The organism is Rhodococcus sp. NPDC055024 (assembly GCF_053608585.1).
This window is the reverse complement of sequence record NZ_JBSGVT010000014.1, coordinates 1-20784: the sequence shown is the minus strand read 5'-3', so window position 1 is coordinate 20784 and position 20784 is coordinate 1. Positions and strand designations below refer to the sequence as shown.

21 protein-coding genes are annotated in these 20784 nt (G+C 63.6%); 9 read left to right on the top strand and 12 right to left on the bottom strand.

Translation table 11 applies throughout. The features are described 5' to 3' along the window. Positions 1-49: 49 nt before the first annotated feature. The 3 genes from nirB to ACWF6P_RS25195 all read right to left on the bottom strand — a co-directional run bounded on the left by nirB (position 50) and on the right by ACWF6P_RS25195 (position 5380). On the bottom strand, positions 50-2551 hold the full coding sequence (nirB, locus tag ACWF6P_RS25205) for a nitrite reductase large subunit NirB (protein WP_452622921.1): 2502 nt from the start codon (positions 2549-2551) through the stop codon (positions 50-52). A gap of 52 nt (positions 2552-2603) precedes the next feature. Next, on the bottom strand, positions 2604-4004 hold the full coding sequence (locus tag ACWF6P_RS25200; protein WP_452622990.1) for an MFS transporter: 1401 nt from the start codon (positions 4002-4004) through the stop codon (positions 2604-2606). Positions 4005-4117: 113 nt separating this feature from the next. After that, complete coding sequence (locus tag ACWF6P_RS25195) at positions 4118-5380, bottom strand: CynX/NimT family MFS transporter (RefSeq protein ID WP_452622920.1); 1263 nt, start codon at positions 5378-5380, stop codon at positions 4118-4120. A 104-nt stretch (positions 5381-5484) separates the two neighbouring features. Here ACWF6P_RS25195 and ACWF6P_RS25190 point away from each other — a divergent pair, with 104 nt between their 5' ends. Next, positions 5485-6165: a FadR/GntR family transcriptional regulator gene (locus ACWF6P_RS25190; protein WP_378636042.1), complete on the top strand. Its 681-nt coding sequence runs from the start codon at positions 5485-5487 to the stop codon at positions 6163-6165. Here ACWF6P_RS25190 and ACWF6P_RS25185 read toward each other — a convergent pair. The 3 genes from ACWF6P_RS25185 to ACWF6P_RS25175 are packed head-to-tail and all read right to left on the bottom strand — an operon-like array spanning position 6162 to position 9344. Next, the gene (locus tag ACWF6P_RS25185) at positions 6162-7016 is read right to left on the bottom strand and encodes a TIGR02569 family protein (RefSeq protein ID WP_007731227.1); all 855 of its coding nucleotides are present in this window, start codon (positions 7014-7016) and stop codon (positions 6162-6164) included. The two genes, ACWF6P_RS25190 and ACWF6P_RS25185, sit on opposite strands and share 4 nt — an antisense overlap. 45 nt (positions 7017-7061) lie before the next feature. Then, positions 7062-8249 carry an adenylyltransferase/sulfurtransferase MoeZ gene (moeZ, locus tag ACWF6P_RS25180; protein ID WP_452622919.1) on the bottom strand — a complete coding sequence of 396 codons (1188 nt, stop codon included), beginning with the start codon at positions 8247-8249 and terminating at the stop codon, positions 7062-7064. A gap of 48 nt (positions 8250-8297) precedes the next feature. Beyond that, complete coding sequence (locus ACWF6P_RS25175) at positions 8298-9344, bottom strand: DUF3152 domain-containing protein (protein ID WP_374227984.1); 1047 nt, start codon at positions 9342-9344, stop codon at positions 8298-8300. Positions 9345-9674: 330 nt separating this feature from the next. Between ACWF6P_RS25175 and ACWF6P_RS25170 the strand changes: the two genes are divergently transcribed. Further along, positions 9675-10346, top strand: coding sequence for a TetR/AcrR family transcriptional regulator (locus ACWF6P_RS25170; protein ID WP_230812633.1), 672 nt, complete (start codon positions 9675-9677; stop codon positions 10344-10346). 71 nt (positions 10347-10417) lie between these two features. On the opposite strand, the gene ACWF6P_RS25165 is transcribed toward ACWF6P_RS25170, so the two are convergent. Both ACWF6P_RS25165 and ACWF6P_RS25160 read right to left on the bottom strand, forming a co-directional pair. Beyond that, positions 10418-10648: a DUF3107 domain-containing protein gene (locus ACWF6P_RS25165; protein ID WP_230812632.1), complete on the bottom strand. Its 231-nt coding sequence runs from the start codon at positions 10646-10648 to the stop codon at positions 10418-10420. Between the two features lie 107 nt (positions 10649-10755). Then, positions 10756-11451 (bottom strand): ferritin-like fold-containing protein, encoded by a 696-nt coding sequence (locus ACWF6P_RS25160; protein ID WP_029255047.1) that lies wholly within the window; start codon positions 11449-11451, stop codon positions 10756-10758. A 400-nt stretch (positions 11452-11851) separates the two neighbouring features. Here ACWF6P_RS25160 and ACWF6P_RS25155 point away from each other — a divergent pair, with 400 nt between their 5' ends. After that, positions 11852-13441 carry a DEAD/DEAH box helicase gene (locus tag ACWF6P_RS25155; protein WP_452622989.1) on the top strand — a complete coding sequence of 530 codons (1590 nt, stop codon included), beginning with the start codon at positions 11852-11854 and terminating at the stop codon, positions 13439-13441. 9 nt (positions 13442-13450) lie between these two features. Next, positions 13451-14653, top strand: coding sequence for an Rv3212 family protein (locus ACWF6P_RS25150; protein ID WP_452622918.1), 1203 nt, complete (start codon positions 13451-13453; stop codon positions 14651-14653). 15 nt (positions 14654-14668) lie between these two features. On the opposite strand, the gene ACWF6P_RS25145 is transcribed toward ACWF6P_RS25150, so the two are convergent. Next, positions 14669-15466, bottom strand: a complete 798-nt coding sequence (locus tag ACWF6P_RS25145) for a ParA family protein (protein ID WP_378534032.1) — start codon at positions 15464-15466, stop codon at positions 14669-14671. A 71-nt stretch (positions 15467-15537) separates the two neighbouring features. Here ACWF6P_RS25145 and ACWF6P_RS25140 point away from each other — a divergent pair, with 71 nt between their 5' ends. After that, complete coding sequence (locus ACWF6P_RS25140; protein WP_230812622.1) at positions 15538-16161, top strand: acid phosphatase; 624 nt, start codon at positions 15538-15540, stop codon at positions 16159-16161. Positions 16162-16171: 10 nt separating this feature from the next. Then, positions 16172-16651, top strand: a complete 480-nt coding sequence (locus ACWF6P_RS25135) for a GNAT family N-acetyltransferase (protein WP_065455520.1) — start codon at positions 16172-16174, stop codon at positions 16649-16651. Positions 16652-16671: 20 nt separating this feature from the next. On the opposite strand, the gene ACWF6P_RS25130 is transcribed toward ACWF6P_RS25135, so the two are convergent. Beyond that, entirely contained in the window at positions 16672-17154 is a 483-nt protein-coding gene (locus ACWF6P_RS25130; RefSeq protein WP_452622917.1) for a hypothetical protein, read from the bottom strand. Between the two features lie 41 nt (positions 17155-17195). Between ACWF6P_RS25130 and ACWF6P_RS25125 the strand changes: the two genes are divergently transcribed. Next, positions 17196-18152 carry a diacylglycerol/lipid kinase family protein gene (locus tag ACWF6P_RS25125; RefSeq protein WP_230812617.1) on the top strand — a complete coding sequence of 319 codons (957 nt, stop codon included), beginning with the start codon at positions 17196-17198 and terminating at the stop codon, positions 18150-18152. A 255-nt stretch (positions 18153-18407) separates the two neighbouring features. Next, entirely contained in the window at positions 18408-18662 is a 255-nt protein-coding gene (locus ACWF6P_RS25120) for a WhiB family transcriptional regulator (protein ID WP_003940950.1), read from the top strand. 137 nt (positions 18663-18799) lie between these two features. On the opposite strand, the gene ACWF6P_RS25115 is transcribed toward ACWF6P_RS25120, so the two are convergent. Then, a complete protein-coding gene (locus ACWF6P_RS25115; protein ID WP_452622916.1) occupies positions 18800-20302 on the bottom strand; it encodes a sensor histidine kinase in 1503 nt (500 codons plus the stop codon). 8 nt (positions 20303-20310) lie between these two features. Continuing rightward, the gene (locus ACWF6P_RS25110) at positions 20311-20526 is read right to left on the bottom strand and encodes a biotin/lipoyl-binding carrier protein (protein WP_007731208.1); all 216 of its coding nucleotides are present in this window, start codon (positions 20524-20526) and stop codon (positions 20311-20313) included. Positions 20527-20662: 136 nt separating this feature from the next. On the opposite strand from ACWF6P_RS25110, the gene ACWF6P_RS25105 reads away from it, so the two are divergent. Beyond that, positions 20663-20737 (top strand): 50S ribosomal protein bL37, encoded by a 75-nt coding sequence (locus tag ACWF6P_RS25105; protein ID WP_022597109.1) that lies wholly within the window; start codon positions 20663-20665, stop codon positions 20735-20737. Positions 20738-20784: the final 47 nt, after the last annotated feature.

Genomic DNA, 20784 nt, shown 5'->3' with positions numbered 1-20784 from the left:
CTTGTCTACGTTTCTACGGATCCCGTGTTTCCCACGGGTTACGCGACTATTACCGGCGCGTGGGGATGCTCGGCATGCCCATCAGGACCGGAACCTTGCGCACTCCGGTCTCGTCGAAGACAACCGTCGGGTCGGCTTCTTCCGGTGCGTTGACGAACGAGACGAACCTCGACAATTTCTCCGGATCACCCAGCACACCGGCCCATTCGTCCTGGTAACCCTCGACGTGCTTGGCCATCAGTGCCTCGAGTTCCTCGCCGATACCCAGGCTGTCTTCACAAATCACGGCCTTGAGGTGATCGAGTCCGCCTTCGAGTGATTCGACCCACGGCGCCGTGCGCTGCAGGCGATCGGCAGTGCGGATGTAGAACATGAGGTAGCGGTCGATGTACTTGACCAAGGTCGCGTCGTCGAGGCCGCCGGCAAGCAACTGAGCGTGTTTGGGCGACTGTCCGCCGTTACCGCCCACATACAGATTCCAACCGTTCTCCGTCGCGATGACGCCGACGTCCTTGCCGCGCGCTTCGGCACATTCACGGGCGCAACCCGAGACGCCGAACTTGATCTTGTGCGGCGAACGCAGACCGCGGTAGCGATTCTCGAGGTCGACGGCCATGCCCACCGAGTCCTGGACGCCGTAGCGGCACCAACTCGAACCGACGCAGCTCTTGACCGTCCGGAGGGACTTGCCGTACGCCTGACCCGATTCCATCCCGGCGTCGACGAGGCGCTTCCAGATCGCGGGCAACTGTTCGACGCGGGCACCGAACAAGTCGATGCGCTGACCGCCGGTCACCTTCGTGTACAGGCCGAAGTCGCGCGCCACCTCGCCGATGACGATGAGCTGCTCGCCCGTGACCTCTCCGCCGGGCATCCGCGGGACCACCGAGTACGTACCGTTCTTCTGGATGTTCGCGAGGAAGTGATCGTTGGTGTCCTGCAGCGACGCCTGCTGGCGGTGCAGAATGTGATCGGAATCCGTCGACGCCAGAATCGAGGCGACAACCGGCTTGCAGATATCGCAGCCGGCGCCCTTGCCGTACTTGGCGATCAGAGCCGAGAAGGTTCTGGTCTGCGTCGACTGCACTATCTGGAACAGCTCAGCGCGTGACTGCGCGAAGTGCTCACACAACGCCTTCGACATCACGACGCCGGAATCGGCCAGCAGCTGCTTGACAGTGGGAAGGCAACCGCCACACGTGGTTCCGGCGCTGGTGCACGCTTTCACCGAAGCGATGTCGCACGCGCCGGCGGCGATGGCGTCGCAAATGGCGCCCTTGGTCACCGCGTTGCACGAGCACACTTCGGCGTCGTCGGGCAGCGATCCTGCACCCGGCTTCTCCCCCGCTGGCGAGATCAATGACGCCGGGTCGCCGGGCAATTCGCGACCGACCAGCGGGCGAAGCGACGCATAGGCTGACGCATCACCGACAAGAATGCCGCCGAGCAGGATCTTCGCGTCGTCGGAGACGACGAGCTTCGCGTACGTCCCCTTGGATGCGTCACTGAGGACAACTTCGAGAGCGCCCGGCGAGGTCGCCATCGCGTCACCGAAGCTGGCGACGTCGACACCCATGAGCTTGAGTTTCGTGGACATGTCCGCGCCCGGGAAATCTGCAGCACCGCCGAGCAGGCGGTCGGCAACGATCTCGGCCGTCGTGTAACCGGGAGCAACCAGTCCGTAGCAACGACCCTCCACCGCAGCACATTCGCCGACGGCATAGATGTTCTCGTCCGAAGTCACGCAGCCGAGGTCGGTCAGAATGCCACCGCGCTCCCCCACCGCGATGCCGGCGTCGCGGGCCAGCTGGTCACGCGGCCGGACTCCGGCCGAGAAGACGAGCAACGACGCGTCGATAGTGGAACCGTCGGACAGCTCGACCACGATTCCGTTGTCGGCCTGAGAGATTCCTGCTGTGCCGACACCGGTGTGGACGGTGAGCCCCAGCTCGGTGACGAGCCGAGCGAGCAGCGCGCCGCCACCCTCGTCGACCTGCATCGGCATCAGTCGCGCATTGTGTTCGACAACGTGTGCCGTCATTCCCATGAGCGAGAGCGCATTTGCCGCCTCGAGTCCGAGAAGACCGCCACCCACCACGACGCCGACAGCGCCAGGGCCCGCCTTGTCGGCGGCAGCCCGGATACCGTCGAGGTCGTCGAGGGTGCGGTAGACGAAACACCCCTCGCCGTCGTGTCCCGGTACGGGAGGTACGAACGGGTACGAGCCGGTCGCCATCACCAGAGCGTCGTAGGAGATCGTGTTGCCGGTGGTTGTCGTGACCGTGCGGGCGTCCTTGTCGATCGAGAGCGCGCCCTCCCCGACTCGGAGATCGACCAGGCTGTCGCCGACGTAGTCGTTTCCGGCCAGTGCCAATTCCTTGGGGTCCCACGCTCCGACGTACGAGGACAACCCGACTCGGTCGTACGCTGCGTACTGCTCGTCGCAGAGTACGGTCACCGACCAGTTGTTCACTTCGTCGCGCGAACGCAGTGCCTCGACGAATCGGTGTCCGACCATTCCGTGTCCGATGACAACAACCGACTTGCTCATGACGCCTACTTCCTGAGGTACGAGAGAGTTCTGAGATTCTGCGGAGCGGTCGTCATGCCGTGACGGCGACCTTCGTGTCGTCGACGTCCGTGGTCAGCGTCGACGGCTTGCGCAGGAAGACGAACCAGGTGACCGCGATGCAGGCGATGTAGAAGGCGAGGAAGACCCAGAAGGCCATGGTCGCCGACTTCGCGGGGCTGCTGTACGACGCGCGCAGGACCAGGTTGATGCCGACACCGCCCAAACCGCCTACCGCACCGGCGAATCCGATGAGCGCGCCGGAAATGCTGCGCGACCACGTTGCCTTCTCGTTGCGATCCATGTGGTCGAAGCTCTGAGCCTTCGCTTCGAAGATTGCCGGGATCATCTTGTAGACGGATCCGTTTCCGATGCCGGAGAGCAGGAACAGAGCGATGAACCCGAGAACGAACGTCACCATGATCCCGGCGCTCGCGACGCCCGCGGTGTTGTCGTCCATCGTTCCGGCCGTCACGAGGATCGATGCCGCGAACGCCATGGCGACAAACGTCCACATCGTGATCTTGCCGCCACCGATGCGGTCGGCCAGCTTTCCGCCGAGGGGGCGAGCGATCGAACCGAGGAGCGGTCCGATGAAGGCGATCTGTGCCGCATGCAGTGCCGCCGCTGCGGGAGTGGCACCGCCGGCGAGGAAGTTGATCTGCAGAACCTGACCGAAGGCGAAACTGAATCCGATGAAGGAACCGAACGTACCGATGTACAAGAAGCTGATCACCCAGGACTCGGAGAACTTCAGCGCCTTGGCCATCGATCGCAGGTCCGACTTCTGGTTGCCCAGGTTGTCCATGAACAGTGCAGCGCCGACGGCAGCGGCCGCGATGAACACGAGATAGACAGCGCAGACGATCCACGGAGCTCTGTTACCCACGGTGGCGATCACCAGCAGGCCGATCAGCTGGATCATCGGCACACCGATGTTGCCGCCGCCCGCGTTGAGACCGAGCGCCCACCCCTTGAGGCGTTGCGGGTAGAAGGCATTGATGTTGGTCATCGACGACGCGAAGTTGCCGCCGCCGATACCGGCTGTGGCCGCTACCAACATGAACGTGGTGTACGACGCACCCGGGTTCATCATCAGGTAGAGCGTGAGAAGTGTTGGTACGAAGAGGAACAGCGCACTCATGACGGTCCAGTTACGACCGCCGAACCGTGCGGTGGCAACCGTGTACGGAATGCGGAGGACGGACCCGACGAGTGTGGGCACTGCGACGAGGAAGAACTTTCCGGCCGCGTCGATGCCGTAGATATCCGTCGGCATGAACAACACCATCACGGACCAGATCGACCAGATCGAGAAGCCGACGTGTTCGGCTACCACTGACCAGATCAGGTTCCGCTTCGCGATGTCCTTGCCGCCGGATTCCCAGGCGTCGACGTCCTCTGCATCCCAATGCTCGATGTAATGACTCACCAGGGCCTCCTGAATATGTTGGAGACCCAAAGGTAGAAAACGGTTATTGCGCCGGTGCTGCGTGCGATGACCGCGAAGTCAATTGATCCTCACCCGGCAACAAGACCGGGTGTGAGCTAGTTTTTCGCAGGTGCGTGCCAGGAATCCTCGAGCATCCGAGGCTTACATGCCTGGTAAGCGCCCAGGAGCACCACGACCACCGCGACGACGAGCAAGCCGAACGGCGCAGCGTATCCACCGGACACGTCGTGGAAAACGCCGAACAGGAGCGGACCGAGGCAGGCAACGGAGTAGCCGATGCCCTGGGTGAAACCGGACAGTGCCGAGGAGCCGATGTGCGAACGAGTACGCAGGTTGATCAGCGTGAGCGACATCGGGAACGTGCTCGGACCGAGGCCCAGTACGACAACCCATACGATCGGCGCCGCCATCGGGGCAAAGTACAGCCCGCCCATGCCGACCAGGTAGCAGACGGCGCACGCGATCACGACAGGGAAGGGATTGGCCATGCGGGCGCACAGCGTCGGTGCACCGAACGCTGCGACGAGCCCGATCACCGAGAACATACCGACCATGGTTCCGCCAAATGCGTCGCTGGCGCCGGCATCACGAAGGATCGAGGGAATCCACGTGAACATCGAATAGGTGATCAGCGAAGTCATGCCGAACATGCCGGCCATCCCCCAGGCCACGGGCGAACGCCAGACCTGACCGCGCGGCTGTTCCGTCACTGCCGCAACAGAATCCGATGCACTCTCGACGGACCCGGCTTCGTTCGCACGAGCCTTGCGTGAGCGAGCGAGGGTAATCAACCACGGCACTGCGGCGGCGAAGCCGAAGGCCGACCACCAGCCGATCGAGAACCTCCACCCGAAGGCGTCGGCAACCGGAACGGCGACGAACGCCGGAACGATAGTGCCGATCTGCACGGCCACGATGTAGACCGAACTCATGGTGGCGAGGCGATCGGAGAAGTACCGCTTGACCAACGGCGGGATCACGACATTACCGATTCCCATGCCTGCCAGTGCCAGAGCCGACAGAGCCAGCAACGACCACGTCTGAGACATCATGGCGCGCAACAGCATTCCGACGCCGGCCATGAGCATCGCGACGAGGGCGGTGCGTTCGAGCCCGATCCGTTTCGCAATCGCCGGGGTGATGAGACCGAAGATCGCGAACATAGCGGTCGGAACCATGCCGAAGACGCCGACGATCGAGGCGGAGAAGCCGATCTCGTCGCGAATCTCTGCCGCCAACGGCGAGAAGGAGGTCACCGCAAGTCGAAGTACGAGCGCAGACATCGCAATAGCGGCGAAGACGAGCACACGGCCTTGTATCAACGAACGGGTTTTGGTTCTCTCCAGTTGAGCAGTCACCGGCAAATCATAGGATGACCGGACGAACTCGCACAAGCGCGGTAATCTAATGTCACATTCACACCACGACCCAGAGTCACAACCCGGACCCGAGGAAACACCACGTGCAACCCGTTCGACGCGCAAGCCTCATCTCGCAGGTCACCGAACAACTCCGCAACGAAATCCGGAGCGGAACCTGGCCGATCGGCTCCAGAATCCCCACCGAACCGGAACTGTCGGAGCTGACCGGCACCGGACGCAACACGGTTCGCGAGGCGGTCCAAGCGCTCGTTCACGCCGGAATGCTGGAACGTCGTCAAGGATCGGGCACCTATGTCGTTGCCCTCTCCGACCTCGGCGGCACTCTCGGCAACTACTTTGCCGGCGCCCACCAGCGGGATGTGCTCGAACTGAGGCGCGCGCTCGACATCACCGCGGCCACTCTCGCCGCCGCACGCCGAACCGAAGACGACATCGCCGAACTGACGCGGTTACTCGCGCTCCGCACGGCGTCTTGGGAGGGTCAGGACATCGACGCCGCCACCACTGCGGACGTCGCCCTGCACCGGGCGATAGTCGCGGCCAGCCACAACGAGGTCTACCTGGAGTTCTACGACTCCCTGCTCCCGGTCATCGAAACCACGATTCAACAGCACATCGATGCGACCGGTGAGGGATTTCACTCGCAGCACGCGAAGCTCGTCGAGGCTGTCGTCGACGGGGACACGGTGGCTGCCTCGAACGCCGCACGCGAATTGTTCGAGGGCCTGGTCTCGGACTTCGGTGCAGGTGCGGCGCTCTAGAGCAGCAAGCGCACGATGTCGGACGTGCGGGCCAGTCCCGGAAACGCGTCCGCCGTCGAGCGAGGATGCAGAACATGAACGGCCAAGCGGAACATCACCGCACGTAGAAGCATCTGCGGCCACTCGGGTAGGTCTTCCCAACGGCCGACCAGCGCCTCGTCGGCACCGCCCCACGAGATCGCGTCGACCACCGCGACGGCGGCCGCCCACGCTGCCGGACGCCAATACGGCGTGATGTCGGTGATTCCGGGCGCCATACTGCCCGAGAACAGCACGGTCCCGAACAAATCGCCGTGCACGAGCTGGTCGGGACTCTGCACCGGCTTACGCAAAGTCGCGAGCCCGGCAATCAGTTCCAAACTCTTGCGGCCGTCCGGCGTAGGCGTCTCGAGCTGCTCGACGCCCTTCGCGATCCTCAGCGGGACCGTCTCCCACGCCGCGCGATCAGCCGCGACGAATACGTCGACCTCGGCCCACGGCGGCACCGGCGGTTGTGCAAGGAAGCGCGGGCGCTCGAGCGAGGCCGTCGCCGCATGCAGTCGGCAGGACATCGAGACCACTTCGTCGTGACGCGGTTCCGGCGATCCGACGATGAATGTGTCGGCGCGCCAGCCCGAGACGACGTACCGACCGTCGGTCGAACGCACCGGCCGAGCCAGTCGAACACCGTCGACTTCGAGGTTCTCTCGCACCTTCGCCGACCACGCTGCGCGGGCATGATCCGCGACTGCTGAAAGGACGACGTCTCCACACAGCCAACCGCCGTCCCAATCCGCACCGAGTGGGATGGGGTCGACTTCACGTAGGCCAAAGGTGGAGCACACGTGCTGGGGAGGTTGGCCTGTGCTCACACCACAACGCTACCGGTGCGCACCGCTGCCTCCCGCGAGGCGCGCCTAGTAGACCGGCAGACTCGCATCCACTTGGTTCGCCCAGGCGATCGCGCCGCCGTGAACGTGAACTGCGTCGGCGAAGCCCGCGTTCTTGAGAAAGGCCAGCGCCTCGGCCGAACGAATTCCGGTCTTGCAGTACAGGACTATCTGCTTGTTCTGCGGCAAGGTCGCCAGGGCTTCACCGGACAGGATGCGGTCCTTCGGGATCAGCACCGCCCCCGGCAGATGCATGATGTCCCATTCGACCGGTTCTCGTACGTCGACCAATTCGATCGATCGACCCTCGCCGATCATGGCCTCCAGTTCCGGCGCCGTGATCGTCGAGCCGGCAGCGGCAACGCTCGCCTCTTCGGACACGACACCACAGAACGCGTCGTAGTCGATCAAGGCGGTGACCGGAACTCTGGTCGGATCACGCTGAAGGCGGATCGTCCGGAACGTCATCGCAAGTGCGTCGTAGATCATCAGGCGTCCGAGAAGAGGTTCACCGATACCGGTGATGAGCTTGACCGCCTCGGTCGCCATGATCGAACCGATGGTCGCCGGCAGGACTCCGAGAACACCGCCCTCGGCACACGAGGGGACCATGCCCGGCGGCGGCGCCTCGGGGTAGAGGTCGCGATAGTTCAGTCCCGCGCCGTCCGGGGCGTTTTCCCAGAAGACCGAGACCTGCCCTTCGAAACGGTAGATCGAGCCCCATACGTACGGCTTTCCGGCGATCACGGCGGCATCGTTGACGAGGTACCGCGTCGCGAAGTTGTCCGTGCCGTCGAGGATCAGGTCGTACTCGGAGAACAACTCGACCGCGTTGGAGTTGTCCAGGCGAAACTCGTGCAACCGGACGTCGACGTGTTCGTTGATCTCGAGAATCGACTCTTTCGCGCTGACCGCCTTCGGGCGTCCGACATCGGAACGTCCGTGAATCACCTGACGCTGCAGGTTCGACATGTCGACCTCGTCGAACTCGACGATTCCGATCGTGCCCACTCCTGCAGCCGCGAGATAGAGCAGTGCAGGCGAACCCAATCCACCGGCGCCGATGAAGAGGACTCGTGCATTCTTGAGCCGCTTCTGACCGGTCATGCCGACGTTCGGAATGATCAGGTGCCTGCTGTATCGGGCAACTTCCTCACGGCTCAACTCGGCTGCCGGTTCCACCAGTGGTGGCAGTACGACGGGTGTTGCAGACACCGCGAAACACTCCTAGTTCAAGACGAGATCAGGGGGTTCTTGATCCGGTCACGCTCGGGGGTACGGCCACGGATTGAAGCGGCACGTGAGGCCGTTCATCGGAACGACGCCCTCGGGATCAAGCCTAGCGATGTCGTTGTTCGCGGTTCCGAAGGTCTGCTGCATCATGATCGGCGCGAGTCCGCCCTCGGTCTCGCACGGCTGATGGGCGGCGTAACCGATGGCATGGCCGACCTCGTGATTGATCTGATACTGGCGATACGAACCGATGTCACCCTGGAACGAAATGGCGCCTCGGACCCACCGCGGTTCGTTGAGCAGGACTCGGTCCATGCTCGGGTTGTAGCAGGATCCTTCGAGTTCGATCTCGTAGCCGCAGCCTTCGCGGATAGTCATCTGTGAGGTCAGAGAAATACGGAAGTCCGGCTCGCCCGCGTCGACGCGCCGGAACGCGACCTTGGGATCGTTGGTCCAACTCTTCGGATTGGCGAGTGTCTGATCGACCATGCGTCCGTACGATTCGTCACCCCCGAAGCCGGTGGTGTCGACGCCGTCCTCGATCTCGACCGTGTACGTGAACTCGCGTTCGGTTCCTTGTCCGACCTTGCCCGTCGTACCCGGTACGACATGCCACGTACCGCCGCCTGCGACGGTGAACGGACCACCGTCGGGAAGTGCACCGGACGGAATCGACGACGCAAAAGTTCCGTCTCCGGCCGGTGGCGCGCCGATGACGTCGGTTCCGTCGGTGCTGTGCGCGAGGTCGGCGGTGGCGGAGGTCTTACTCGCGGACTCGGTGGTGTCCGGACGTACCGCATCGACGATCACAAGAATGGTGAGCACCACGAGAACCGGAATCGCGTAGGCCCGCCAGCCGTACGTCGAGACGAAGCGGCCGAGTTTGCTCTGCTTTCGCGCTGCCCGGTCCGGCCGCGGATTGCGCGGGGTTCGGCCCACTTCTCGTTTGGTCGGATCCCATTGGGCACGCAAAGGCTGATGGGAAGAAATCCCTCGATAGTCGCGTTCGCCGTAGGCACGATCGTCCGGCACCTCCGGCCGACGTTCGTCGCGGGGTGCTCCAGTTCCGCTGCGCATTCGAAGTTCCTCACGATCAGGGTTCTGCGTAGTTCGTCCACGCATGCGCGGTCCCCCTGGGTCAGTCACGTCGTCCAGAATCTCACACACGGCAAGTCGCTCGCCCAGGCTGACCGAAACCTGCTGGTCCTGGCGTGTCATGACGACCCCTCGTGTAACGAGAAAGACCGCCGGTCTCGCTCACCGAGGCACACGCGACTCGCCCGGGCGACACACGGTATCGTTCATTCGGCTACGACCGGTGTGACGGAGGATACTGGCGGGTACGCACACGCGACTCGCGGATCCGCGCGCCGACCGACTTTTACTTTTGCTCAGATTGGAAGCGACATGACAGAACTCGCGGATCGGACAGACTCCGATCGCGGTACAACGGCCGGCAAGCCTGCCGGAACACGTCGCAGCACCCGACTCCCCCGCGATGCGCGCCGCCTCCAGCTCCTCGCAGCTGCAAGCGAGGTCTTCGTCGCGAACGGGTACCACTCGGCCGGTATGGACGAGATCGCCGAATGCGCCGGTGTCAGCAAACCAGTCTTGTACCAACATTTCCCAGGCAAGCTCGAGCTGTACGTAGCGGTTCTCCAGAGCTACGTCGACAGTCTCATCTCGGGAGTGCGCCAAGCTCTGCGATCGACGACGGACAACAAACAGCGTGTCCGCGCCGCAGTCCAGGCGTTCTTCGACTTCGTCGACAACGACTCGCAGGGTTTCCGCCTGGTGTTCGAGTCCGACATCATGGGCGAGCCCCAGGTGCAGACGCGCGTCGAACAAGCCACCGAAGCCTGCGTCGACGCCGTGTTCGACCTGGTCAGCCAGGATTCCGGCCTCGATCCGTATCGCGCACGCATCCTTGCCGTCGGGCTTGTCGGTGCCAGCCAGTTCACCGCGCGGTACTGGCTCGAAGCTGCCCGGCCCATTCCCAAGGAAGAAGCCGTCGAAATCACGGTGGCACTGGCATGGGGCGGTCTCTCCCACGTGCCGCTGCAGGCCGAAACCAAGTAACCGAACCCCAGAACGAGAATGGGCGGGCAGTCGTAACGACTGCCCGCCCATTCTGCTGTTACAGCTACGCGTCAGACGGTCGGCGCGAACCCGACCTTGCGGATATCGGACGGGCCGATCTCCACGTACGCCACACGAGCAGCCTGCACCAGGAACTTGCGGCCCTTGTCGTCGACGAGTGCCAGAACCGGCTCACGGCCACCGAGGACAGCCGCGACCTGTGTCTCGACCTCGTCAGGGGTCTGTTCGCTGTTGACGATGAGCTCACGCGGGCTGTCGATTACACCGATCTTGACCTCCACGGTCAACCTCCGAACTGTTCGTGAATTACATCCGTTGTCGACGCAAGGCTAATGCAGCAGCGACCGCCCACGCTCCTCTGCACGCTGTGCCCAGAGCGAACAGGCACCTAGACGAGTCCGAGGATCGCCATCCGCTCGGCATGCTTGGCCTGCATACCGTCGAACAACGCAACAACTCCGTTGAGATCGCCGGAGGCCGAGATAACCAGATCCGTGAGGTCCTCACGCTGCGCCAACACGAACTGCGCCTGTGTGATCGCCTCACCGAGGAGTCGGCGTCCCCACAACATCAACCGGTCCTTGGCGCGGGTACTGGCCTCTACTGCAGCCTTCACCTCGAGCACCACGAACTCCGAGTGGCCCGTTTGAGAGAGCACGTCCTCCACGATCTCGGCCACATCCGCCGGGAGTGAATGTCCGATCTCGCGGTAGAAATCGGCAGCGATTCCGTCTCCGACATACGCCTTCACGAGCGATTCCAGCCACGTCGACGGCGTGGTCGAGGCGTGATAATTGTCGAGAGCGCGAACGAACGGGTCCATGACGGCAAAGATCTCGTGCCCACGTTCCGTCAACGCTGTTTCGAGAGTCTCGAAGTGGTCCATCTCCGCGGCGGCCATGCTGGCGAACGCCACCTTGCCGCGCAGGTCCGGTGCCATTTGTGCGTCTTCCGCCAAACGGTAGAACGCCGAAATCTCGCCATACGCGAGAACGGCAAACAAATCGATCACGCCAGGGTGATCGGAAGCGACTCGGCCTCCGGTTCCAGCGTCCGTCGAAGCATCAAGATCGTGTGCGCCCATGACTACGAACTGTAGTGCTTCGACGGCCGACGCGACCGCCAAGGACCGCATGTCCGATTCGGTGATCTTCGACATGTCATCGCGAGGGGCGGACAACGTGCAGCTACAATGGTCTTGGGAGTTCGCCAGTTCCCCCGGCTCTTATGGTTAGCCGGGACGGCTGCTTTAGACCAGCCGACACGACTGTGATCACGCGGACCCCACCGATAATGTGCGCGCACCTGCATCGACGGTTGTTGCCCGCTTCGCCGAGATCTCCGGACGGTTCGAATTCGTCCGAGTGGAATTCAGTGCTGAGGCGTAGGCATGACCGAAGAAAAAGAGGGCATCGACATCGGCCGACTTACGGCCTGGCCCCTTACCTTGTGCGTGCGTACCGCCACGAGGAAAGGCTAGTCCCCTGAGCAAGATCACTGTCGACCACGAAGACGAAGCAACCGAGAACACCGTTTCCGTCCAGCTCGACGACACCCACGTACCCCCGACCTTTGCCGAGCTCGGTGTCCGCGACGAAATCGTCCGCGCACTGAACGAGATCGGCATCGAGCGCACCTTCGCCATCCAGGAACTCACCCTTCCCTTGGCTCTCGCCGGTGACGACCTCATCGGTCAGGCACGAACCGGAATGGGCAAGACCTTCGGTTTCGGCGTCCCGCTTCTGCATCGCATCGTCACCGCCGAGAACGGCACGGCAGTCCTCGACGGCACGCCCCGCGCCCTGATCATCGTTCCCACCCGCGAACTGTGCATCCAGGTCGCCCGCGACCTCGAGAACGCCAGCAAGTACCTCCGCGTCGGCGATCGTGGTCTTCAGGTTCTGCCGATCTACGGCGGCCGGCCGTACGAGGCACAGATCTCGGCACTCCAGAAGGGCGTCGACGTCGTCGTCGGTACCCCGGGCCGCCTGCTCGACCTCGCCAACCAGTCGCATCTGATCCTGGGCAAGGTCGGCGTCCTCGTCCTCGACGAGGCCGACGAAATGCTCGACCTCGGCTTCCTGCCCGACATCGAACGCCTCATGGGCATGGTCCCTGACAAGCGTCAGACGATGCTCTTCTCCGCGACGATGCCCGGCCCGATCATCACCCTGGCGCGCACCTTCCTGACGCAGCCGACGCACATCCGCGCCGAAGAGGCCGAATCCTCCGCCGTGCACGACCGCACGAGCCAGCACATCTACCGTGCACACGCGCTCGACAAGGCCGAGATGGTCGCGCGCGTCCTGCAGGCCGAAGGCCGCGGCGCGACGATGATCTTCACCCGCACCAAGCGCACCGCCCAGAAGGTTGCCGACGATCTTGCCGAGCGCGGCTTCTCCGTCGGTGCCGTCCACGGTGACCTCGGACAGATCGCCCGTGAAAAGGCGCTGAAGGGCTTCCGCAACGGAAAGGTCGACGTTCTGGTCGCCACCGACGTCGCTGCCCGCGGTATCGACATCGACGACGTCACCCACGTCATCAACTACCAGTGCCCCGAGGACGAGAAGACCTACGTCCACCGCATCGGTCGTACCGGCCGTGCAGGCCGCACCGGCATCGCGGTCACACTGGTCGACTGGGACGACATCCCTCGCTGGCAGCTCATCGACAAGGCCCTGAGCCTCGGAATCCCCGACCCGGTCGAGACGTACTCGAGCTCGCCGCACCTCTACGAAGAGCTGTCGATTCCGGCCGATGCCAAGGGCACTGTCCGCAAGGCGAAGCCTGCGCCCGAGAAGGCCGCAACGGACAAGGCCGACGCACCGAAGACGACCGACTCGGACGGCACCGATGAGAAGGCCGCTCCCCGCCGCAACCGGACCCGTCGCCGCACCCGCGCCGGCGCTTCGGCCGACGCCGCGACCGGCACCACCGCTACCGCGACCACCGCTCCCCCTTCGGCACCCGCCGCAACCGGTGCCGAGAACACGGACGACGACGGAGCAGCCAAGCCGCGTCGACGTCGGCGTCGTCGCCCCGCGGCTACCGCGACGGCAGGCGCCGCAGAGTAAGCTGCCGATGTGCTGGCTCCTGAAAGGCGTACTCGCTCAGATCTGATCGGTGCGCTGGCTCTCGCGCTGGCCGTAGTCGTAGCGGTGACCGTGGTGTGGTTGCGCAGTGATGCGCACGGAACCACCTCGGTCACCGCTGACACGTCACTCCCACCTCTGTCGACGTCGGTGTTGTTGCCCGACATCCTGAAGCAGACGTGGGAATCCCCCAGCGCCGCCTCGACGGCGCCCATCACCGTCGGAAATGCCGTCGTCACCGCCGACGGTTCCGAAGTGATCGGCCGCGATCCGGCTACGGGCGAAGAAGTGTGGCGGTACGCGCGCAACATCCCTCTGTGCGGCGCGATCGGTTCGTGGGATCGCGTCGTCGGTGTCTACCAAGACAATCGTGGTTGCTCGCAGGTCACGTCACTGGTCGCAGACACTGGTGCCCGCAAGGACCAACGCAACAGCGACGCCGATTCCGCGGTCAGCCTTTCAGCGGACGGCACCTACCTGATTTCGCGCGGCAGTGAGCGAATGGAACTGTGGCGCTCGGACCTCGTCCGAACCCTCGAGTACGGCCGGGTCGACGCGAAGGTCAACCCCAACAAGCAACCCCGCAGCGGATGCACGCTGCTCGATGCTGCGTCGAGCGCCAACCGAGTCTCGGTACTCGAGCGCTGCCCCGGTGAAGCCTCCAACAGGTTGACGGTGATGAATCCCGCACCCAAGGACGCCCAGGAACCCGAAGAGTACGGATCCGCGATTCTCCTCGACTCGGAGGGCGCCCGCCTGCTTGCCGTGGCCGGCGAGAAGACGGCGGTCTATCTCCCCGCAGCCAACGGAACCGTTTCTCGCATCAGCATTTTCGACGGATCCGGCAATCCGATCGTCGACTATCCGATCGAGGGAACGGTGACCGAAGGCGCCCGCACCCACGCCGACAAGGCTTCGATCACGTGGTGGACCGGCTCGCAGACCGTCAACCTGCGCCTGAACGATCTCGCTCCGACGTGGATCGTCAACGGAACGTCCGGGCCCGGAAGCATGGTCGCCGGTCAGATGCTCATCCCCGTTCCGGGCGGCATTGCGGCCGTCAGCCCTTCGGACGGAACGGTTCAGCGCATGATCGCCGTCGACCGAGGTGAGACGACGACACCGATCGTGCTCGCCAGTGCGGGCGAGACGATTCTGGAACAGCGCGGCGACACCGTGTTCGCGCTGCGCTAGATTTTCTCGCTGCGTTCAGAGCGTCAGTTCGGGCGCGAAAGTCACGACTTCGTTTCCAGCCCAATGCTTCAAAAGATTGTCGGCGAGTTCACGATAGGCGTCCGCCCCCTTGTTCTTTCGTCCCGCGAGGACCGTCGCACCCGAAGCAGAGGCCTCCGCAAACTTGACGGTGCGTGGGATAGGTGGCGCCAGAACGGCCAGGGAGTAGCGGTCGCTGACGTCGGCGAGCACGTCGCGACTGTGAGTGGTCCGAGCGTCGTACAGAGTCGGAAGTGCGCCGAGCAGAACAAGATCCGGGTTGGTGATGGCCTGGACTTCACGAACCGTGCGCAGCAGCTGTCCGACGCCGCGGTGCGCGAGGGTTTCGCATTGCAGCGGGACCAGAACCGACTGCGCTGCAGTCAATCCGTTGAGTGTGAGCACTCCCAGCGACGGCGGGCAGTCGATGATGATGACGTCGTAACTACCCAGGAGCGGAGACAGCGCCCGCTTGAGCGCGAACTCGCGACCGGGTCGCATCAGGAGCAGCGCTTCGGCGCCCGCGAGATCGATGGTCGCCGGCAGGAGGTCCATGCCGTCTTCCGTCTGCAGCACGGCGTCAACCGCGTCGAGATCACCCGCCAGGACCTCGTTGACCGAACGCTCGAGGCGATCCGGATTGTGTCCGAGCGAGAACGTCAGGCAGCCCTGCGGGTCGAGATCCACCACCAGGACTCGCTGTCCGAGCGCGGACAAAGCCGCACCGAGGGAGGCGACCGTGGTGGTTTTAGCCACGCCGCCCTTTTGATTCGCCACTGCGAGAACCGTCGTCACACGTAGATCCTTGCGCACTTCGCGCCAGGAGGCGAGCTACACACGCGAGGCAGCCTGCAATGATGGTCCACATGGCTTCCCAGTCCGCCCCCTCGGCTATCCCCCTCAACGCTCGCGTCGTACTCATGCGCCACGGTGAAACCGAGTGGGCGCGCACCGGGAAACACACGGGACGGACCGAGGTTCCGCTGACTCCGCTCGGCGAGATGCAGGCCACCGCGACCGGAAACCGCCTGCGGACACTCGACCTCCGCAATCCCATGATTCTCACGAGTCCTCGCTTGCGCGCTCAGTTGACCGGTGATCTCGCCGGCCTTCCCGAGGAGCGAACCTGGGATGCGCTCTCCGAATGGGACTACGGCGACTACGAGGGCCTCACGACGCCCGAGATCCGCGCAACAGTGCCCGACTGGACCGTCTGGACACACCCGTGCCCCGGCGGCGAGCAGTCGGATCAGATCCATGCCCGCACCGACATGGTGCTGTCGATGGTGCGGTCACAACTACCCGAGCGGGACGTGATCTTGATCGGGCACGGACACTTCTCGCGCGCACTCATCGCCCGCTGGCTCGAGCTCCCGGTGACGGAAGGAAAGCGTTTCGCGTTGTTCCCGGGTGCATACACGGTTCTCGGCTACGAGCACGGCGCCACCCACCTCGTTCATCACAATGTGCCGCCGCTGGTCGAGGCTTAAGATTCTCTCCATGATTCGACGCGCCACGCCCGCAGACGTCCAGCCGATCACCGACATGATCTACGAGTTGGCGGACTACCAGAAGGCCCTCGACGAGTGCACCGTGAAGGCGGAACAGATCGGCGAGGCTCTGTTCGGGCCGGCCGCGACGGCCTTCGCACACGTAGCTGTGAATTCAGCCGACGACGTCGTCGGCATGGCGCTGTGGTTTCGCAATTTCTCGACCTGGGACGGCGCGCACGGCATCTACCTCGAAGATCTGTACGTCAAGCCCAGCCAGCGCGGATCAGGGCACGGGAAGGCCCTTCTGGCCGCACTTGCCAAGGAGTGCGCCGACAACGACTACACGCGGCTGTCCTGGTCGGTGCTCAACTGGAACACCCCCTCGATCAAGTTCTACGAGTCACTCGGCGCTGACGCGAAAACCGAGTGGACCACGTATCGCCTGACCGGCACCCACCTCGGAGCTCTCGCCGCCGAAGCTGAGTAGGTCTGAAGCAGAGTTGGCGGTCAGCCTTTTTTGTCCTGCGGCTCTTCGGGCTCGTCAGCGCCGGGATTTCCCTCTTCCGGCGATACCTCGTCTGCGTACGCGCCGTACTCCGCTGCCATCCACCGAGACGTCGGCGCCGAGAACAGGCAACCGAGAGCGCCGAGAACGACGACACCCAGAACGACGCCGAGCAGCACCTGATGCGAATCGGTCAACAGCGACCAGGCGACAGGCAGGAGCAGCAACTGGGCGACGACGGCGATTGCCCGGCCCCATCGGCGACCGTTCAGCAGAGCGATACCGGCAGCCAACACCGCGCCGCCGAGAATCGCGACCCAGGCAGCGAAGCCGTACCCGTTGGTGATGCTCTGATCGTGCCCGGTCGCGCCGCGAATCACCGCGACGATCGCGAACCCGGCGGCAACCAGCCCTTGCAGCGTCACGAGGGCACCTGCCCATCTGACTGTCTTGGGCAGGGCGTTCGGACTGGCGGTATTCGGCACGAGGCCAGCCTAGAACACGACACCGGATAGGCTCATGCCCCGTGCGCGCACTGCTGATCGTCAATCCCAATGCCACCTCCACCACCGCTGCCGGTCGTGACCTGTTGGCACACGCCCTCGAGAGCCGGGTGCGACTTACTGTGGCGCACACCACACATCGTGGACACGCTGCCGAACTGGCGCGCGAAGCCCACGAAGACGGCTTCGGCTCGGTCATCGTCCACGGCGGCGACGGAACGGTCAACGAAGTGGTCAACGGACTGCTCGGGGCACCGCATCCCGCGTCGATGAAATCGGTTCCGGTCGGTCCGATCCCGACGATCGCGGTCGTTCCAGGGGGCTCGGCAAACGTTTTCGCGCGTTCACTCGGTATTGCCGCCGACCCGATCGACGCCACAAACCAACTCGTCGACCTACTCTCGGAGCGGACGAGACGCCGAATCGGGCTCGCACATTGCGACAACCGTTGGTTCACGTTCAATGCCGGAATGGGCCTCGACGCCGACGTGTGCGAAGCCGTCGACGCCAGCCGCAAGAATGGTGACGCTGCCACTCCCGCCCGATATGTCCGAACTGCGATCGCCGCGTTCTTCCGCGCGAAGCGGGCCGAACCAGCCCTGACAGTCCACCTTCCCGATCAGGATCCCGTCTCCGGAGTCCACTACGCGTTCGTGTCGAACTCGAGCCCGTGGACATATCTGGAAGAGCGTCCCGTACACACCAATCCGGGAACCACCTTCGACAGCGGACTCGGAATCTTCGCCATGACGAGCACCAAAGTCCTACCGTCCCTACGGGTTGTGCGGCAGCTCCTCGCACGCGGCGCAGAGCCGAAATCGAAGGTCCTCCTACGCACCGACGACGTCCCGACAATCACCATCGAATCGTCGCGACCGATCGGACTCCAGATGGACGGCGACTACATCGGACTTCGCGAAAAGGTCGAATTCACCTCGGTCCCGGATGCACTGGAAGTGTTCGCGCCGATTACGACGTGAGTCAGGCAACACGTTTGACCTGCAAAAACTCTGGTGCCGAATAGCCAAAATCGGGTAAAATGCCGGTGACGACCAGGTGGCCGTCAGGTGTGTCACAAATTAGTGAGTTGGCCCACGAACCCGTTCAAACCTATTGACATACCGCGAGTTCGTGAAAGCATTCACAAGTAACAGTGCGGAAACGTTGATGACGCACACACAAACTCATTGGTACCAAATGGTGTGAATACACACCCAATTAAGGAGCGAAAAAAGATGGACTGGCGCCACAACGCAATCTGTCGCGACGAGGATCCCGAACTGTTCTTCCCCGTGGGAAACAGCGGACCGGCCCTCGCTCAGATCGCTGATGCCAAGGTTGTCTGCAACCGCTGCCCCGTCACCGCCGAGTGCCTGTCATGGGCCCTCGAGTCCGGACAGGATGCAGGCGTCTGGGGCGGAATGAGCGAAGACGAGCGTCGCGCACTCAAGCGTCGTAACGCACGTACCCGTGCACGCACTTCCGTCTAGGTAGAACCGAGACGTTCGACTCGCGGCGGAGTACAGCCCCTCCACACAGTCGAAGACGACAGCCCGGCACCACATGGTGCCGGGCTTTTTGTCTGCTCGAATTAACAGCGCTGCTCGAATTACTGGCGCTGCTCGAATCAGTAACGCGCAGTACGTCTACCGAGCGGCACACGCAGAACCGCGTCGGTGCCGCCGCCACTTCCCGGGTGCAGTCCGAGCGAGCCGCCGAGTTCGGCACCCAGCAGAGTCCGCACGATCTGGAGTCCGAGGCGATCGGACTTCTCGAGGTCGAAGTTCTCCGGCAGGCCGCGCCCGTTGTCGTGGATGATCACGTCCAACCAGCGCGCAGAACGCTCGGCGCTGAGTGTGACCGTGCCGGTGAGTCCCGGATCGAAAGCGTGCTCGATCGCGTTCTGCACCAACTCGGTCAGCACCATGACCAGCGGGGTGGCGCGCTCGGCGGAGAACACTCCGAAACTTCCCTCGCGCCGAATCGTCACCGGCACACCCACTCCCGCGACATCGGAGAGCATGGGAACCAACCGGTCGATCACCTCGTCGAGATCCACCTCTTCGTCCACCGACATCGACAGGGTGTCGTGAACGAGGGCGATGGACGTCACGCGTCGCACCGATTCCGTCAATGCTTGTCGCGCTTCGTCGTTGCCGGTTCGCCTGGCCTGTAGACGCAGGAGCGCCGCGACGGTTTGCAGGTTGTTCTTCACTCGATGATGAATCTCGCGGATGGTCGCGTCCTTGCTCAGGAGCGCGCGATCACGACGCTTGACCTCGGTGACGTCGCGAACCACGACCGCAGCACCGACATGCCGACCACCCGGCTTGAGTACCAGAGCGCGCAGCAGAACGGTCGCCCCACGCGCCTCGATCTCCATCCGACGGCCAGGCTTGTCCGCCAACGTATCTCGGATGTAACCCGCAGCTTCCTGAGACTCGAACGGATCGGTGACCAACGATCGGGTCAACGCCGCGAGATCTTGTCCCACCAGATCCGAACTCAGACCCATCCGGTGATACGCCGAGAGAGCGTTCGGGCTCGCGTAGACGACGGTGCCTTCGGTGTCGAGGCGGATGAAACCGTCGCCGGCACGTGGGCTCGAGTTCGTGTCGGAGCGCGATTCTCGGATCGGGAAGGTTCCGTCGCTGATCATCTGACACAGGTCTTCGGCGCAATCGAGATACGCGAGCTCGAGCGGACTCTGCGCTCGCTGGTGCGACAGGTTGGTGTCGCGGCTCAGAACCGCGATGACTCGCCCGTCCAGACGCACCGGAACCGCTTCCTTTCGCGGCGGCATTCCTTCACGCCACGTCTCGTCTTCCCCACGCACGACGCGCCCCTCGACAAGAGCGCGAAGGACCTGCGGATGCTCGGACTCGGAAACGACCGTTCCGACCGCGTCCTCCGGGAAAGCCGTCGATGCCGTGGTCGGCCGGCAGTGCGCTACGCAGATGACCGTCCCTTCGGATCGGTTCTTCTCCGATTCGGTGCCCACCCACAGGAGAACGTCTGCAAAAGAGAGGTCGGCGAGCAGTTGCCACTCCCCCACGACGCGCTGGAGATGGTCGACCGCCGCACCCGGCAGATCGGTGTGTTCGGCGAGGAGGTCACTGAGAGTGGACATCGGCTTACTTAGGAGATCACGGCGATCAGATCGCCTTGCTGAATCACGTCGCCGACCTTGACGCCCACCGTCGTCACCGTTCCCGGAACCTCGGCCAGGACGGGAATTTCCATCTTCATCGATTCGAGGATGACCAGGGTGTCGCCGTCCGCGACGACGTCTCCCTCGCTCACGACGACCTGGTAGACCGTCGAAACCATCTCGGCGCGCACGTCTTCTGCCATCGTGAACCTCACTTCTGTCGGAACTGCACTCTGACCACGAAAATACGTCGACGGATTACTCGATCGACCTGCCAATGGAACCACACCGGCATCGGCGTGAAACAATGACGCGAAAGAAACAGAAGGGAGACCAATCATGGGTAAGCGTGGTCGTAAGAAGCGCAGCCGTAAGGGCAACGCCGCTAACCATGGCAAGCGTCCAAACGCCTGACATGTAGCGCAGCAAAACGTCCGAGGGGCGGGGAAGCAATGCTTCCC

What these genes read in the sequence shown, in the direction of transcription:
- ACWF6P_RS25110 (WP_007731208.1), bottom strand. Translation starts at nt 20,526, where the DNA reads ATGGCAGAAGACGTGCGCGCCGAGATGGTTTCGACGGTCTACCAGGTC.
- ACWF6P_RS25140 (WP_230812622.1), top strand. Translation starts at nt 15,538, where the DNA reads ATGGCTTCCCAGTCCGCCCCCTCGGCTATCCCCCTCAACGCTCGCGTC.
- ACWF6P_RS25135 (WP_065455520.1), top strand. Translation starts at nt 16,172, where the DNA reads ATGATTCGACGCGCCACGCCCGCAGACGTCCAGCCGATCACCGACATG.
- ACWF6P_RS25120 (WP_003940950.1), top strand. Translation starts at nt 18,408, where the DNA reads ATGGACTGGCGCCACAACGCAATCTGTCGCGACGAGGATCCCGAACTG.
- ACWF6P_RS25175 (WP_374227984.1), bottom strand. Translation starts at nt 9,344, where the DNA reads ATGCGCAGCGGAACTGGAGCACCCCGCGACGAACGTCGGCCGGAGGTG.
- ACWF6P_RS25115 (WP_452622916.1), bottom strand. Translation starts at nt 20,302, where the DNA reads ATGTCCACTCTCAGTGACCTCCTCGCCGAACACACCGATCTGCCGGGT.
- ACWF6P_RS25160 (WP_029255047.1), bottom strand. Translation starts at nt 11,451, where the DNA reads ATGGGCGCACACGATCTTGATGCTTCGACGGACGCTGGAACCGGAGGC.
- nirB (WP_452622921.1), bottom strand. Translation starts at nt 2,551, where the DNA reads ATGAGCAAGTCGGTTGTTGTCATCGGACACGGAATGGTCGGACACCGA.
- ACWF6P_RS25170 (WP_230812633.1), top strand. Translation starts at nt 9,675, where the DNA reads ATGACAGAACTCGCGGATCGGACAGACTCCGATCGCGGTACAACGGCC.